The organism is Bifidobacterium polysaccharolyticum, from assembly GCF_016101585.1.
Taxonomy (GTDB): Bacteria; Actinomycetota; Actinomycetes; order Actinomycetales; family Bifidobacteriaceae; genus Bombiscardovia; species Bombiscardovia polysaccharolytica.
In genome coordinates, this window is sequence record NZ_JACFQG010000002.1 from 530736 (window position 1) to 546317 (window position 15582).

Annotated in this window: 12 protein-coding genes, 1 tRNA gene and 1 pseudogene; 10 read left to right on the forward strand and 4 right to left on the reverse strand. The window is 62.6% G+C overall.

What is annotated here, in order from left to right:
• Window positions 1–194 precede the first annotated feature (194 nt).
• The 3 genes from dcd to rlmB all read left to right on the forward strand — a co-directional run bounded on the left by dcd (window position 195) and on the right by rlmB (window position 2733).
• Window positions 195–776: a dCTP deaminase gene (gene dcd, locus H3T90_RS05365; RefSeq protein WP_198229824.1), complete on the forward strand. Its 582-nt coding sequence runs from the start codon at window positions 195–197 to the stop codon at window positions 774–776.
• Window positions 777–883: 107 nt separating this feature from the next.
• Window positions 884–1648 carry a carboxymuconolactone decarboxylase family protein gene (locus H3T90_RS05370; protein ID WP_198229825.1) on the forward strand — a complete coding sequence of 255 codons (765 nt, stop codon included), beginning with the start codon at window positions 884–886 and terminating at the stop codon, window positions 1646–1648.
• 92 nt (window positions 1649–1740) lie between these two features.
• Window positions 1741–2733, forward strand: coding sequence for a 23S rRNA (guanosine(2251)-2'-O)-methyltransferase RlmB (gene rlmB / locus H3T90_RS05375; protein WP_198229826.1), 993 nt, complete (start codon window positions 1741–1743; stop codon window positions 2731–2733).
• Window positions 2734–3151: 418 nt separating this feature from the next.
• Here rlmB and H3T90_RS05380 read toward each other — a convergent pair.
• From H3T90_RS05380 to H3T90_RS05390, 3 genes and pseudogenes are all read right to left on the reverse strand, one after another.
• Window positions 3152–4513, reverse strand: a pseudogene (locus H3T90_RS05380) (DUF4032 domain-containing protein); the annotation flags it as partial.
• A gap of 172 nt (window positions 4514–4685) precedes the next feature.
• Entirely contained in the window at window positions 4686–5813 is a 1128-nt protein-coding gene (locus H3T90_RS05385) for an ABC transporter ATP-binding protein (RefSeq protein WP_198229828.1), read from the reverse strand.
• 204 nt (window positions 5814–6017) lie between these two features.
• The gene (locus H3T90_RS05390; protein ID WP_198191175.1) at window positions 6018–6416 is read right to left on the reverse strand and encodes a carboxymuconolactone decarboxylase family protein; all 399 of its coding nucleotides are present in this window, start codon (window positions 6414–6416) and stop codon (window positions 6018–6020) included.
• Window positions 6417–6588: 172 nt separating this feature from the next.
• Between H3T90_RS05390 and H3T90_RS05395 the strand changes: the two genes are divergently transcribed.
• From H3T90_RS05395 to H3T90_RS05425, 7 genes are all read left to right on the forward strand, one after another.
• A complete protein-coding gene (locus H3T90_RS05395) occupies window positions 6589–8559 on the forward strand; it encodes a serine/threonine-protein kinase (RefSeq protein ID WP_198229829.1) in 1971 nt (656 codons plus the stop codon).
• A 61-nt stretch (window positions 8560–8620) separates the two neighbouring features.
• Window positions 8621–9544, forward strand: coding sequence for a DsbA family protein (locus tag H3T90_RS05400; RefSeq protein ID WP_198229830.1), 924 nt, complete (start codon window positions 8621–8623; stop codon window positions 9542–9544).
• Window positions 9545–9654: 110 nt separating this feature from the next.
• Window positions 9655–9728, forward strand: a tRNA-Thr gene (locus H3T90_RS05405).
• Between the two features lie 402 nt (window positions 9729–10130).
• Window positions 10131–11561 carry a resuscitation-promoting factor gene (locus H3T90_RS05410; RefSeq protein ID WP_198229831.1) on the forward strand — a complete coding sequence of 477 codons (1431 nt, stop codon included), beginning with the start codon at window positions 10131–10133 and terminating at the stop codon, window positions 11559–11561.
• Window positions 11562–11594: 33 nt separating this feature from the next.
• Window positions 11595–12476, forward strand: coding sequence for a 16S rRNA (adenine(1518)-N(6)/adenine(1519)-N(6))-dimethyltransferase RsmA (rsmA, locus tag H3T90_RS05415; protein ID WP_198229832.1), 882 nt, complete (start codon window positions 11595–11597; stop codon window positions 12474–12476).
• Window positions 12473–13393 (forward strand): 4-(cytidine 5'-diphospho)-2-C-methyl-D-erythritol kinase, encoded by a 921-nt coding sequence (locus H3T90_RS05420; protein WP_198229833.1) that lies wholly within the window; start codon window positions 12473–12475, stop codon window positions 13391–13393. The genes rsmA and H3T90_RS05420 overlap by 4 nt, the downstream gene beginning before the upstream one ends.
• A gap of 10 nt (window positions 13394–13403) precedes the next feature.
• Window positions 13404–14015: a LytR C-terminal domain-containing protein gene (locus H3T90_RS05425; RefSeq protein ID WP_198229834.1), complete on the forward strand. Its 612-nt coding sequence runs from the start codon at window positions 13404–13406 to the stop codon at window positions 14013–14015.
• Window positions 14016–14122: 107 nt separating this feature from the next.
• Here H3T90_RS05425 and H3T90_RS05430 read toward each other — a convergent pair whose 3' ends face one another.
• Window positions 14123–15547, reverse strand: coding sequence for a CCA tRNA nucleotidyltransferase (locus H3T90_RS05430; protein WP_198229886.1), 1425 nt, complete (start codon window positions 15545–15547; stop codon window positions 14123–14125).
• Between the last annotated feature and the right edge of the window lie 35 nt (window positions 15548–15582).

The window sequence follows — 15582 nt, forward strand, 5'->3', positions numbered from 1 at the left end:
ACCGCCCATCGGTTTTTGAGCCGACATCTATAGTAAAGAACAGCTACCTTATGGTGACGATAGCGTTATCTGAAAATTCTCTGTGAATACAGCCAGATCAGAAGGCGGGTATAGGCCCGGTTAGACTGGATTCAGAATGGTTTCCCGCCAGAGGAGAGACCCTCGACCGACGAACCTAAAGGAGATACCCCGGCATGCTGCTCAGCGACCATGACATCCTGGATGCCTACCAGGCAGGACACCTGAATCTGGACCCGTGGACGCCGGCCATGGTTCAGCCATCCAGCGTGGACGTGCGTCTGGACCGCTACTTCCGGATCTTCAACAACCATCAGTACACCTATGTGGATCCGGCAGAGGACCAAGGTGCGCTGACCGAGCAGTTCGAAGTGCCCAAGGACGAACCCTGGATCCTACACCCCGGCGAGTTCGTTCTGGGATCCACCTGGGAGTATGTCAAGTTGGACTCCACCCTGGCCGCTCGCCTGGAGGGCAAGAGCTCCCTGGGCCGTCTGGGCATTCTGACCCACTCCACCGCCGGATTCGTCGATCCCGGCTTTGAAGGGCACATCACCCTGGAGCTGTCCAACGTGAGCACCCTTCCAGTCAAGCTCTGGCCCGGCATGAAGATTGGCCAGATGTGCTTCTTCCAGCTCTCTTCGCCCGCCCAGTACCCTTACGGCTCCAAGCACAACGGATCCCATTACCAGGGCCAGCGCGGGCCAACCCCTTCCCGCTCCTACATCAACTTCTACAAGGCCGACGTCTCGGACTGACTGCCAACGGCTCTCTCCGCCATCACCTTGACTTCGAGCACACTCGAAGGGGTATAGCTGAAACTGCCGGAATGACCCGGCCAAGATGATGGCAAGGAGACTAACTCATGGCAATCAAACAAACAGCGGGCCACGACCGGCTCGGTCGGTTCGCACCGCAATTCGCCCACCTCAACGATGATGTGCTCTTCGGCCAGGTCTGGTCCCGCGAGGACGAACTTTCGGCTCGGGACCGCAGCATGATCACCTGTGCAGGTCTGATGAGCATGGGACTCTTCCCCCAGCTGAAGAGCCATATGGCCATGGCCAAGGGCAATGGCGTCACCCGCACTGAAATGGTGGCACTGATCACCCACCTGGCCTTCTATGCGGGCTGGCCCAAGGCATGGTCGGCTTTCGACCTGGCCAAGGAGGTCTACGGTGAGGGCGACCGTGACGACGAGAGCCAGGAAACCCCTGCAACAGCAACTGGAACCGAGCCGGATTCAGGGCCCTATCCCTTGGGAGATTCGGCTGACGGACGCAACTTCACCGGTCATGTCTGGTTGCACCGACTGACTGATTCGGACGCAGAATGCTCCGCCAGCAATGTGACCTTCGCACCCGGGTGCGTCAACCGTTGGCACACCCACCCGCACGGCCAGCTGCTGATCGTCACCGCCGGGCAGGGGTGGGAGCAGGAGGAAGGCCATCAGCCCCGCAGGCTGGAACCCGGCGACGTGGTCTTCTGCCCGGCAGGCGTCAGACACTGGCATGGGGCCTCGGCCCGGTCATCCATGGCCCACATCGCCGTTACCCCGGCCTCAAGCGGACAGTCTCCGGTCGAGTGGATGGAGTTCCCAGATCCCGATCAGGTGTCCGCTCTGGGGTGACTCACACGGCCTGATTACAGCGTGTCTTCGCCCTGCAGATATTGAGGCCGACAGACAGCTAACCAGTTCCCGCCTGCCTTTACACTGAAGACATGGCTAACAAGAAAGGCCCGACCAAGGGTTCGGGCGGCAAGCACCGCAACAAACTGCGCGGCCGGGGACCTACCCCCAAGGCTGAGGATCGCGTCTACCACAAGGCCTACAAGGCCCGACAGGTGGCCCAGCGCAGGCAGGCGGCAGATCCACGTCTGGCAGCCCGCCGCCGGGCCGACCGATTCACCTCCGATTCCGATGATCTGGTCATCGGCCGCAACGCAGTCCTGGAAGCCCTGCGCGTAGGAGTCCCGGCCAGCCAGCTCTATCTGGCCGCCCGGATGGACCATGACGACAGGACCAGAGAAATCGTACGACTGGCTGGACAGGAGGGACTCAACCTGCTGGAAGCCGACCGTCTGGAGATGAACCGCATCGCCCGGTCCAGCAACCACCAGGGCGTAGTCCTCAAGGTGCAGCCCTACCAGTACGCCTCCCTGCAGAGCCTGGTCGACAGGGCCGAGAAGCACGCGGCTGCCCTGGAAGGAGCCGATCAGGCGACCAAGGTTGCCGCCCGTCCGCTGTTCATCGCCCTGGATGGGGTCACTGACCCGCAAAATCTCGGGGCCGTGATCCGTTCAGCAGCGGCCTTCGGCGCCTCGGGTGTGGTTCTGCCCGAGCGACGCAGCGCCTCGGTCACAGCTGCAGCCTGGAAGGTGTCTGCCGGAGCCGCCGCCCATCTGCCCGTGGCCCGCGTGGTCAATCTGACCAAGGCCATCCAAGGGCTCAAGGAGCGCGGCTACTACGCGGTTGGCCTGGACGGCGCAGGCACCACCACAGTAGGCGAGACAGGCTTCGAGACCGATCCGCTGGTGGTGGTCCTGGGCTCCGAGGGCAAGGGGCTGAGCCGCCTGGTCCGCGAGAACTGTGACGCCCTGGCCTCCATCCCCATTTCCAGCTCGGTGGAATCCCTGAACGCCTCGGTTGCAGCCGGCATCAGCCTCTACGCCGTAGCCATGGCACGCCGACGGTCCGCCCGCCAAGCGAAATAGCCCCAGGCAGGCACCGGCAATCTGAAGACAGACAAGCCAAGCGGCAACAGCCTGCGTGCGGCAACCGGTCTGCAGCAGACTGGTTGCCGCACAGACCAAAGAATCAGCTGGAAGCCCAGACTGCATCGTCCTGATCGTCCTGGTCGGCAGCCGCATCCAGGCTGCCAGGGGCATAGACCGATCTCAGCGAGCTTCGGCCGCCATTCGCGTCCTCAAAGGCCGGCTGCGACGACACCTCCTCGACAGCCCGGTCACGGTCCGTCTGGGTGCCTGCTCCGTTCTGGCCTCCAGCGTTGGTTTGGCCAGTCACCCCACTGTCGGCTGCGTCTTGGCCTTCCACTTCATGTCCATTCGCATCCTTGTCGGTCCGATCGCGGTCGGCTTGCTCACCTTGACCGGCCTGGGCATGGCCGCCCTGCCAATTCATCTCGTCGTCGACCACCCCGGCATCGGCCTCTTCGTTGATGGTCTTCATGTCCTCGGAATCCAGCCGGTACTCGGGCAGGGACTCGCTGATATAGCTCTGCACGGCCTCGGCCATGGGCACATCGTGGCCGGCCTTCTCGGCCATCAGCCAGCGGTGGGTCAGCACCTCATGGAAGAACTGGGCCGGTTCGATCTGCGAACGATATTCCGGCGGGATCATGCGCACAGTAGGCTCGAAGACCTCGCGCATCCAGTCGGTGGCCACGATTTCCAAGTCCTCGCCCTGACGCCAGGTGGAGGCACGATAGGCATCCAAATCATTGAGCAGCCGCCGGGCCTGGTTCTCCTGCACGTCCAGACCAGTCAGCCGCAGCAGCTTGCGGGAGGCGTAGCCGGCATCGACCACCCTGGGCCGAACCAGCACCCGGTTGCCGCCCTCCTCGGTCTTCATCTCCAGTTCGTCCACGTCGAAGCCCAGATCATTGAGCCGGTTGACGCGGCGCTCGATCTTCCACATCTCATCCGGGTCGAAGCTGTCCACGTCCGTCAAGGCGCTCCAGAGGGAGTGATAGCGGTCTACCAGCCGGTTGCCCACGCCGACCTCGTCCACCTCACCGGCCAGCAGGTTGCCGGAATCCAGATCCATGAGCTCACCGATGATGTTGGTCCTGGCCAGGTCGATGTCGTATTCGCGCTGCCCATCTGTCAGGCTGGGATGCAGATCGCCGGTTTCGGCATCGACCAGGAAGGCCGAGAAGGCATCGGCATCGCGTAGGAAGAGCACGTTGGACAGGGAAACATCGCCCCAGTAGAAACCGGCCAGATGGAGTCTCACCAGAAGGACCGCCAGGGCATCGATGAGACGCTCGGCCGTGTCCGGGCGCAGATTGCGGGCGAATAGGGCACGGTAGGGCAGTGAGAACTTCAGGTGCTGGGTGACCAGCATGGCCTCAAGAGGCTCGCCCTCGCGGGTGTGCCGACCGGTGACCACGGCGATGGGATTGACCGTAGGCAGCTCCAGTTTTTGCAGCTTGCGCAGGAGCTCATACTCACGCTCGGCCACTCGCTGGGTGATCTCCTTCATGGCGTAGACATCGTCGCCCACGTGGACAAAGCGCACCACGTGCCGGGAGATGCCCCTGGGCAGGTTGGCCAGCAGATCCCGGGGCCAGGTGGCCAGCGGCCGCTCCCAGGGCAGGGTAAACATCCTGGGGTTGGAGCTGGTGGCCGTGATGTGCAGGGCAGCCGGCTCCTGCTCGGAGGAGGGGTCGGCCGTGGTCTTTATCGAGGTGGCTTTCATGGCGCGAGGGTCCAGAGAGGAGGCCGTCGCCCGGTTGATATTCACGCTAGTCATACTTCCATCCATCCCATCGCCGCCCATCCTATACGGGAAGAGCCCCGCACGGATGTGCCGCGCGGGGCTCCTGGTCACCCGGTCAACAAGGAAAGGAGATGATATCAATGATCGACACGGGCCCTGCGGGTCGGCGGGAAACCGTGGCCGAACCACAGGGTCACAGAAAGGCTCAGTTCAGCCGCAGCTCACTGGCCGGGGAGAACAGGTGCATCTTTTCAGGATCGATGTGGATCTTGACCACGTCGCCCACCTTGGGCAGGTCGCGCGGGTTGACACGGATGGTGGTCAGCTTGTTCTGGTCAGACATGACGGTGGCCTGCTCAGCCACGCTGTTGTCGGTCAGAATGTTGCCATAGATGTAGCCGTCGGAGCCCAGATCCTCCACGTTGGCTACCTTCAGGGAGAAGGCATCCGGTTCGGAGGGACTGGCCAGACTGGCGTTCTCGGGACGGAAGCCGACGACGATCTTGCCCTGATCCTCGGGGGTCAGCTTGTCGACGGCCTCGCGCGGCAGGCTGATGGTGTCCTCACCGATCTTGGCCTGGCCGTTGACCACGGGGTGGATGTTGATGTTCATGGAGGGCGAGCCGATGAAGCCGGCCACGAAGACATTCTCGGGCCGATCATAGAGCTCGGTAGGCGCGCCCACCTGCTGCAGGACGCCCAGCTTGATGACGGCGATCCTGTCGCCCATGGTCAGAGCCTCTGTCTGATCGTGGGTCACATACAGGGTGGTGACGTTGAGCTGACGCTGCAGAGCAGCGATCTGGGTACGGGTCTGGACACGCAGCTTGGCGTCCAGGTTGGACAGAGGCTCATCCATCAGGAAGACCTTGGGCTGACGCACAATAGCGCGGCCCATGGCCACACGCTGACGCTGACCACCGGACAGAGCCTTGGGCTTGCGGTCCAGGTACTCGGTCAGATCCAGCACCTCGGCGGCCTTCTCCACCCGCTGGCGAATCTGGTCCTTGGGGGTGCCAGCGATCTTCAGGGCGAAGCCCATGTTGTCGGCCACGGTCATGTGGGGGTAAAGTGCGTAGTTCTGGAAGACCATGGCGATGTCGCGGTCCTTGGGCTGCATGGTCGTCACGTCCCTGTCGCCAATCATGATGCGTCCCTTGTTGACCTCCTCCAGGCCGGCCAGCATGCGCAGGGTGGTGGACTTTCCGCAGCCGGAAGGCCCTACCAGAACAAGGAATTCACCGTCTTTGATGTCCAGACTGAGGTCACTGACCGAGGGCTCATCGTTGCCCGGGTAGATACGAGTGACGTGGTCGAATACCACTTCTGCCATTGTTCATCCTTTCATCGGCAGGTACGTGCCGAACGATCCGTAGTGAAGGGTTGATTTTCACTGTGGTTTCCGTCCCGGGGTCAACACCGACATCGGCATGGCCATGCGACGGTTTTCTATTTTGTGGTTAAGAGAAACTCTCCCTTGAGCCAGTGCCCACTATACACCAAGGTCTGAATTCGACGTGCAAACCCTTGCCGAGACTCAATCCTTGGGCTTGTCGGAATCCTCAGAGCCGCGCTCGAAGACCGTCCTGGCCACGTTGATCGCGTTGATGACCCTGGGAAATCCCACGTATGGAGCACATTGGAGTATGGCTTCGACCACGGCCGCCTTGCTCAGCCCCACATTCAGGGCTCCCTGTATGTGAACAGTCAGCTGTGGAACCGTGTCACCCTGCGTCACCAGACTGCCTATAGTGACCAGCTCACGCTGCTGAAGATCGAGTCCTTTTCTGGTGTATATGTCACCAAAGGCGAATTCGACAATCCAACGGCCAAGGTCCGGCGCTATATCCTGAAGGGAGTCGATGACAGCCTGACCTCCCTTGCCGTCAATAGCGGCCAAGGCCTCGGATCCCTTTTCAAAGCGCGAAGCTTCCACGGAAGCCCCTTCTTTCTGTTGTTTTGTATATTTTCCCGCCGAGAATATTGTATCAACGCCTGTTTGCTCATTATGCCGTCGGCAGTCGAGCCATCTGAGGCAATCTCGGACGCGGCGAAACAGCAGAGGTCGCAATCAGATGCTTTTCAACCAGTCGGGGCACAATGGAGATATGAGCGATCTTGAGGGTTTGGACCTGAGGCCGGGACGGCTGGTAGGGGGCTACACCCTGATCGAGCCCCTGGGCGGCGGTGCCATGGGGTCCGTCTGGCGCGCACGTGATGGCGGGGGCCAGGACTATGCCATGAAGATCCTGCGGGAATCCCTGGAGGAGGATCAAGTCCCGTCAGACAGCCCTGACGAACGCGACCGCGCCTCGGCCCGCGAGCGCCTGCGGCGCGAGGCTCTGGCCCTGCAACGGATCCGCCATCCAGGCGTCTGCCGGATCGTGGATATGGAACTTGATGATGCCCTGGCCTTTATCGTGACTGAACTGATCGAGGGGCGCAACCTTCGCGACGATGTGGCCGTCAACGGCCCCTATCAGGGCGACGATCTGGAGCGGCTGGCACGAAAGCTGACCGATGCCGTCGCAGCCGTCCACCAAGCGGGCATCGTCCATCGGGACATCAAGCCCACCAATGTCATGATCTCGGTCTCGGGGCCGGTGCTGGTGGACTTCGGCATCGCTATGGGTCAGGGGCAAAGCCATGTGACCCGAACCGGGCTGGTCATGGGGACCCCTGGCTTCATCGCCCCGGAGATCATTGACGGAGCCGAGGCCGACCAAGAAACCGATTGGTGGAGCACGGCAGCCGTTCTGGCCTATGCAGCCACCGGACGAGCGGTCTTCGGCGACAAACCCATGATGGCGGTTCTGGAGCGGGAGGCTTCGGGCAATGCTGATCTGTCCGGGCTGCCCATGGGCACCATGAGAGCCCTGCGTTCGGCCCTCTCCCACGACAGAGGTGCACGTTGCACGCCCGAGGAACTTCTGGAGGCCATCGGTCGGGACGCCATGGATCCGCAGGCCTGGCAAGGAGAGCAAGACGACCAGGAGACGATGCGCCCTTTTGGCGACGGCTCTTCGGAGGCTGAGGGGCAGGCCGACTCACCCACCATGGTCGTTGAGCCGGCCACCATGCCAATGCCGCCAATCGCGCAGGCTGATCCGGACAGTCCGCGGACGGCCTGGTCACAACCCCCGACCGAAGACGAAGCCGATGAACAGACGACCCTCCTGCCCGACACGGAACAGCCCACCAGCCTGTTGAATCCCCTTCCCGCAGCCGAGGAGCAGACACAGGCATGGCAGGACCAACAACCATTAGCCGACCGACAAGATCTTCAAGCCACCACCGTTCAGGATCCGCTACCGCCAGCACAGCCCCTGCCCAGCGGATACCGCAATGAGGCGAATGCCCACTGGCTGGGAGACCAGCCTCCAGCTCAGATGCGGCGCCTGCGCTACCTGAAGGCGGGAACCCCCTGCCTGGTCATGCTGGGAATCCTCCCCGCCCTGCTGACAGCTCTGGCCCCGGTCTCGGCACTAGTGGCCGCCGGAATCCTCCTCTGGGCCCTGAGCACCGCAGGATGGAGCATAAAGGCCCAAATAGAACGGGAGCTGCGCCGCGAGGGCCCTCGGCGGGGCACCGACCGTCTGTTGAACGCGGCCGCCCTTCCCTGGCACTTGCTCAGGGGCCTGGCGGCCGCCCTGCTCCGCCTGCTGGGCATAATCCTTGTCCAAGCCTTGGCCGCGCTGCCGCTGACCTGGATAGGCGCCCTCACCACCGTTCATACAAGTCTGGCCCTGGGCGGACACCTGCTGATCTTCCCCCTGCCAGCGGCCAGGCCACTGTCCGCCGGCGGACTGGCCATGGCCCTGGCGACGCTGGCCGGCTGGCTGTTGACAACCCTGCCCACGCAAGACGGCTCAGCCCCCAAGGCCAGCAGCGGCAACATGGTCCTGCGTCTGGCGGCGGGCCGCATCCCCTTGGGCCGCCAGAATTCCGATGCGCCGGGTAGCCCCCGTCGCAGGTGGATTCTGCTCCTGGTCTGGTTGCTGATCATTGCCGTTCTCCTGGCCGGGCTGATTACCCAGCCCTCCATGGACTGGGCACCCATTCGCCTCCTGCGCGCCTAAGGTGGCGCTTCACCCCCGGCGGCTACACTATGCTCAGTATGCCAAGGAAAGGATCCAGGTCATGTCCAAGGGCAGGCAGAACCATCAGGCCGCGCTCAAGGCCCAGGAAGAAGCTCGGCGGCTCCAGGAGGCCAAGGAACGCCGCCAGCAGACCATGATCGGCATCATTGTCACCGTGGTGCTCATCGCACTGATCGCTCTGGGCGGATTCTTCTACTGGCGCAGCCATCGCCCGGTCAAAACCCAGGACCTGGAACAGGCCCGGCAAGCCGTCGCCCGGGTCAAGGAGAAACCCTCGGCCGCCAATGACCAGGGTGGCTTCCTGATCAGCTCCCGGGGGCTGGGCAAGCCAGTGGCCAAAGCGCCGACCGTGGAGATATACATGGACTTCATGTGCCCAGGATGCGGCGCCCTGCATCGCGGGCTGGACTCCACCTTGACCGGTCTTGTGGATGGCGGGCAGATCAACTTGGTCATCTACCCCATGAGCTTCATGGACCGGCTCTCCACGGACAACTACTCGACCAGGACGGGCACGGCCACCATCTATGTGGCCCAGCACGATCCGGACCACCTGCTGCCCTTCATAGCCAATCTCTACGCCAAGGACTTCCAGCCGGACGAATCCAACTACCAACCGATCAGCAACGACAAGATCCGCCAGCAGGCCATCAAGGCCGGGGTTGATCCCAAGGTTGCCGACCAGGCACTCAAGGGCCACTACCGGGACTGGATCAAGGCCATGGACGCCTATACCCCCATGCGTAAGGAGCTCTGGAATCCCTCCGGGTCCAACAAGGGACAGATGACCACGCCCACGGTCCGCATCAACGGCAATTACTGGGATCTGGGCAACCTGTCCCGGGCCGGCTTGGACTACCGCGCAGGCCTGCTCAAGGCTCTGGGCCTGGATCAGTCCAAGGTGGGCGTCAAGGGAGCCATGCCCGCAATCGGCGCCTCCGGCCATCCGCGCTCACTGGACTGAACTGGGTACGTCGAGAGAAATTTCGCGCCCAGCGTCCCCTTGGGGGCATGGTGATGGTACGATATCATTTCGTACCGCGGCCCGGAATGCTGTAATGGACCACCGGGACCGCCTCCTTAGCTCAGTTGGCCAGAGCAGCCGCCTTGTAAGCGGCAGGTCGTCAGTTCGACTCTGACAGGAGGCTCTACGCCAAGAACGAACTATTAAATCCAACTATTCATTTTTCTTCTTGGCAGGCTACAATAATGGACATTGCCTGGATAACTACAAATACTTCCCTCGAGTAAGTCATTTCGGAGGCTCGTCCTCCGAAGTACGAACGGAGCATTTCCCCAACCATCTCCGTTCGTATTCGAGGACGGGATCATTCCCCTTCATTCCCGTCCTCTTGACGTTGACCCGCCGACCAGGACCCGGGTCTTAAAAAAGCCGACTGACCGATGAAGGCCAAGTCGGCTTTTTTATTGCCGTCCGTCTACTACAAATGTGGATGTTTGCCCGACCTTGCGAATTGTGCGGCCTCGCTCCATGCCTGCACCGCTAGAATTGCCGGGTACAGACAAGGCAGAAACGGGGAGGCGAGCACATGGCCAGACGCTGGACACCGAGGCGTTTCGTCATGCTCAGAAGGATCCGCGTGGCCTCCTGCGCCCTCCTGGTCGTTCTGGCCATGATCCTGACCTTCGGCATTACCGCACGCAAGAGCGTGGCGTTGAGCGTCAACGGACAGACCAAAATGGTGACCACCTATGCCTACAGCGTGGACGGCCTGCTACGCCAGCAGGGGGTCAAGGTCAAGACCCACGATCTGGTCGATTCCACCTCGGGAGGCCAGCTGCGCAACCATGCGGCGGTCACTGTGCGCTCCGCCTATCAGACCACCATCGTCATCCAGGGCCAGCGGGTGCCCTTCTGGACCACGGCAACAAGCATGGACCAGCTGCTGGGATTCTTTGAGGAGAACCGCAAGCAGGCCATGAAGGTCACCGTGGATGTGGGCAACGTCTACAACCAGCTGACCGGCGGTCTGGTCATCAATCAGGCCGGGCCGGTCACGGTCGTGGCTGATGGGAAGACCTCGGTGGCCCCTGACGGCAAGCTTCCAGCCGCCTCCATCCTGGACTCCAAGGGTATCGTGCTGGGCAAAGAGGACCGAGTCAGCGTGGAGCATGACCAAGGCACCACTGTGCTGCGTGTCCAACGGGTCACCCACGGAAACACCCAAAGGACGGTTCCCCTCCCCTTCGCCACGAGGACCGTGGTCGACCCGAGCCTGGCGCCCGGTCAAACCCAGGTACGGCAGGCGGGTGTAGCCGGTCAACGCCTGCAGACCATCCAGGTCACCTACGTGGATGGGCAGGTCGAATCGGAGCAGGTGGTCAAGGAGGAGACCGTAGCCATGCCAGTGGATCAGGTGGTGGCCGTCGGTCCCGACAAGCCAAGGGAAGAGCAAAACAGCGGGCAGCAATCCAAAGACACGGGCAAGGATTCCCAACAAGCGCAGAAGACCCCCTCTCCGAGCCCCTCGTCCAACCAGGATTCGCAATCGTCAACAGCACCGGCCCCTACGCCAGCACAGACCAAGCCGCCGCAGACCACGCAGCCGACACAACCAAGCAAGCCGGATAAACCGACCACCCCAAGCAAGCCCGAGGACAAACCAGCCCCGTCTCCAGCACCGAACCCATCTCCAAATGGTCTTTGGCACGCCAGCGTGGACTTAGCCCAGACCTATGCCGGCGGTGCTGCCGCCCAGCGCGGATGGACAGGTTCGGAGTTCACGGCTCTAGTGGAACTGTGGAACAGGGAATCAGGATGGCTCTGGTATGCCGAAAATAAAAATTCAGGCGCCTACGGTATTCCCCAGGCTTACCCCGGCTCCAAGATGGCGCTATTTGGAGCCAACTGGCATGACGATGCCGCTGTCCAGATCGATTGGGGCCTCTACTACATTGCGCAGCAGTACGGGAATCCCAGTACAGCCTTGCAATACCAAAAACAGCATAATTCGTACTAATCCCCAACCACACCCGCCGAGCAACGAACCGACATGAACACTGAAAACGAAAGCGACCGCCTCCTGGGTGCCGCCGACATCCGACGCATCGCCGACCGGATCGATATCCACCCCACCAAGCGATTGGGGCAGAACTTCGTCATCGATCCAGGAACTGTCCGCAGGATCGTGCGTTTGGCGAGAGTGGAGTCCGACCAATCCGTTCTGGAGGTGGGTCCTGGTCTGGGATCCCTGACTCTTGGACTGCTGGAGACGGGCTGTCTGGTGACCGCCGACGAGATCGATCCCGTCCTGGCCCAGCAGCTTCCGCAAACCGTCCGCGAGCGCATGCCGGAGAGCCTGGACCGGCTGACCGTGATCAACCGTGATGCCCTGACCTTGACCCCTCAGCTGGCAGGCGACGCGGGCACGGCCGCCGACCTGGCCATGGTGGCCAACCTGCCATATAACGTTGCCACTCCGATCATTCTGACCCTCCTGGTCCGGTTCGCCAATCTGAGCCGGTTTTTAGTCATGGTCCAGAAGGAGGTGGCGGATCGGCTGACGGCAGCCCCGGGCTCCAAGGTCTACGGCGCTCCCAGTCTGAAGCTGGCCTGGTACGGGCATGCCGCCCAAGCGGGCAGAATCGGGCGCCATGTCTTCTGGCCAGCCCCCAACGTGGACTCGGCCCTGGTTTCCTTCACCCGGGACAAGGATGGACGCGGGCGCGGGGACGAGGGGACGAGGACCGAGGTCTTCGCCCTGATCGATGCCGCCTTTGGACAGCGCCGCAAAACCCTGCACGCCGCCCTGAAGGGTCTGGTGACCACCGAAGCCTTCCAGGCAGCAGGCATTGACCCTGCACGCCGGGGGGAAACCATGACCATCGAGGAGTTCGTAGCCCTGGAGCAAGCCCGCCGTGAGGTGACCGCGTGAGCCCGGCAGCCGGAAGGGACGGCGTGGGCCTCTGCTGTCCCGCCAAAATCAATCTGAGACTTCGCGTTGGCCCTACCCGAACCGACCTTGGAGGACGACACCGCCTGGACACCATATACAGCGCCGTGGGAATCTGGGACCGGGTGGAACTGCGCCCGACAGAACCTGGCAGCGGCTTCCGCCTGAGCTTGGAGGGTGAGCACCTTGGCGACCTGAACCGCCGGGATGCCGATCCACACGCCAACCTAGCCGTCAAAGCCCTCCTGGCCATGGCCCAGGCTACCGGGCACGAGCCTGATGTGGCCATCCACATCGTCAAACGGATACCGGTGGGCGCCGGCCTGGCCGGCGGATCAGCGGATGCTGCCGGAACCATGCTGGGCCTGAACCGGCTTTGGAATCTAGGGATGGCTGCCGCCGACCTGGATCGAATCGCTGCCAGTCTGGGCGCGGATCTGCCCTTCTGCCTGCATGGAGGGCTCAGCAGAGGCACAGGTTTCGGCCAGATTCTGGAACCCCTGGATCCTGATGGCCCGCAGGCCCAGCGGCTGTCCCGAGCTGGGCTGACCGGACACCTCCTGATCGGGGCATACGAGAGCCAACTGAGCACAGCCCAGGTCTACAAGGCCTTCGATCTGATCGGACCCGGCTCCCACGATCTGAACGACCTGCAGGAGACCGCCTGCACTCTGCACCCGCGCTCACGCCAAGCTCTGGACCTTGCCCGACGGGCAGGCATCGGGCCGGCTTTCGTCTCTGGATCAGGCCCCTCGGTTGTGGTCATGGCCCCTCGGCCCGAGCAGGCAATCGCACTGATAAGGCTCTGGCGGGAGCAAAATGCCGTGGACAGGATCATCGAGGCTGACTCGCCAGTCCTGCCCAGGATGGTCCCACTGCGAGTCACCCATAGACAGTAGAGTAGGCAACATGACGAATCCCGAACCACTGGACGAACGCGAGGCCCGCAGGCAGTTCGTACGACGGCGGCAGAAGATGGTCTTCACCATAGTCGTCAGCGCCCTAGTGGCCATCCTGGTCATATGCAGTCTGATCATCTTCGGGTCCATCGGGCATAACGCCAAACACACCAGCATCGCCAAGCCCAACTATGGGGTCGCCGTGCCCTGCCCGCCTGACAAGTCCAAGCTGGTCAACCACCCCGACATCCGCGTGCGGGTGCTCAACGGAACCAACAAGTCCGGTCTGGCCACTGCCCTGGCCTCGGCCCTGCGCAATCGGGGATTCAACATGCAGGATGTGGCGGACTATCCAGGCAAGACCGAGACTGCACGCACCGAGATACGCTTCGGGGCCTCGGCCATTGACCGTGGCTACACAGTGGGATCCCAATTCAACGATGCCGTGCTGATCATGGACGACCGCGGCGACGATCTGATCGACGTGGTCGTCGGGGCCACCTTTAACGATCTGAACGACGAGGACAGCACCTCTGTCGTGGGCCGCAAGATCGAAGCCATCAAGGGCTGCCAGACCGACCCCTCCTCCATGAAGAACCTGCCCAAGGCTCCCAAGGCCTGACGCTGGCGATCCGGCTTACTGCCGAATTCAACACAACGACACCACAATCCTCGCCGCCAATGTTCGCAGCTTTCTGACCAGGAGTTCCGGGGAAGGGTTGACCTGGGTCAGGCTTGGTCGGCGCCTTCTCTTTGCCACCAGTCCCGTAGCTCCTGCTCGGCTGTCTGCCGGTCGACAGGGCCCTGATCCAGGCGGTAGTCCAGCATGTGCCGGTAAGCACGTCCCACCTGCGGCCCGGGCTTGAGGCCCAGAATCTGCATGATCTGTCGTCCATCCAAGTCGGGCCGGATGGCATCCAAATCCTCCTGCTGGCGCAATTGAGCCACCCTGTCCTCCAGCTCGTCCATGGCGGAGGAGAAGACCTGGGCCTTGCGCTTGTTGCGGGTGGTGGCATCGGCCCGGGTCAGGCGATTGAGCCGCTCATAAAGCGGACCGGTCTCCCGGGCATAACGGCGGACGGCCGCATCGGTCCAGCGCTCGTCCACATAGCCATGGAAGCGCAGGTGCATGGAGATCAGGTCGCAGACGTCGGCGATCAGGTGGTGGTCGAAGCGCAGGGCCTTGAGGCGCTTACGGGCCAACCGGGCTCCGACTGCATCATGGTGATGAAAACTGACCTTGCCACCGGGCTCAAAGCGTCTGGTGGCGGGTTTGCCGATGTCGTGCAGCAGGGCAGCCAGGCGCAGGGTCAGATCCGGGGCGGGCACAGGTCCGTCAGGTCCGGTCTCCAGGGCGATGGCCCGGTCCACCACCATCAGGGTGTGTTCAAAGACATCCTTGTGCCGGTGATGCTCGTCTATCTCCAGCTGCAGAGCCGGCACCTCGGGCAGAACGATGTCAGCCAGGCCGGACTGCACCAGGGCCTCAATGCCCTGGACGGGGTGTTCGGCCAGCATGAGCTTGGTAAGCTCATCGCGAATCCGCTCGGCCGAGACAATGCTGATTCGATCGGTCATGCGGGTGATGGCCTCTGCGGTCTCCGGGGCGATGGTGAATCCCAGCTGGGCCACGAACCGCACGGCCCGCATCATCCGCAGGGGATCGTCGTCGAAGGACTGACGGGGATCCACCGGGGTTCGGAGCACCTGCTTGGCCAGGTCGTTGGCCCCCCGGTAGGGGTCTACAAAGACCAGGTCGGGCACCCGCAGGGCCATGGCATTGACGGTGAAGTCGCGCCGTGAAAGATCCCCCTCGAGGCTGTCCCCATAGTCCACCTCGGGCTTGCGGGAATCGGGATCGTAGGTGTCTCGCCGGTAGGTGGTCACCTCTACCTTGACCTCGGTGCCGTCAGGACGCCGCCGCAGCGCGCCCAGGGTGCCGAATTTACGCCCCATGTCCCAAAAGCCCGACCCCCAGTGACGCAGAATGGGCTCGAACTGCTCGGGTCGGGCCGAGGTGCAAAAGTCCAGGTCGTGGGAGGGCCGGTGCAGGAGCAGATCGCGTACAGGACCCCCTACCAACGCCAGTTCATATCCCTGCTCGGCGAAGAGGCGCCCGAGCTCAATGGCCTCCGGCCAGACTTGGAAATCCACGCTCACCCTTTCCTACGGAGTTGATGCGCCTACTA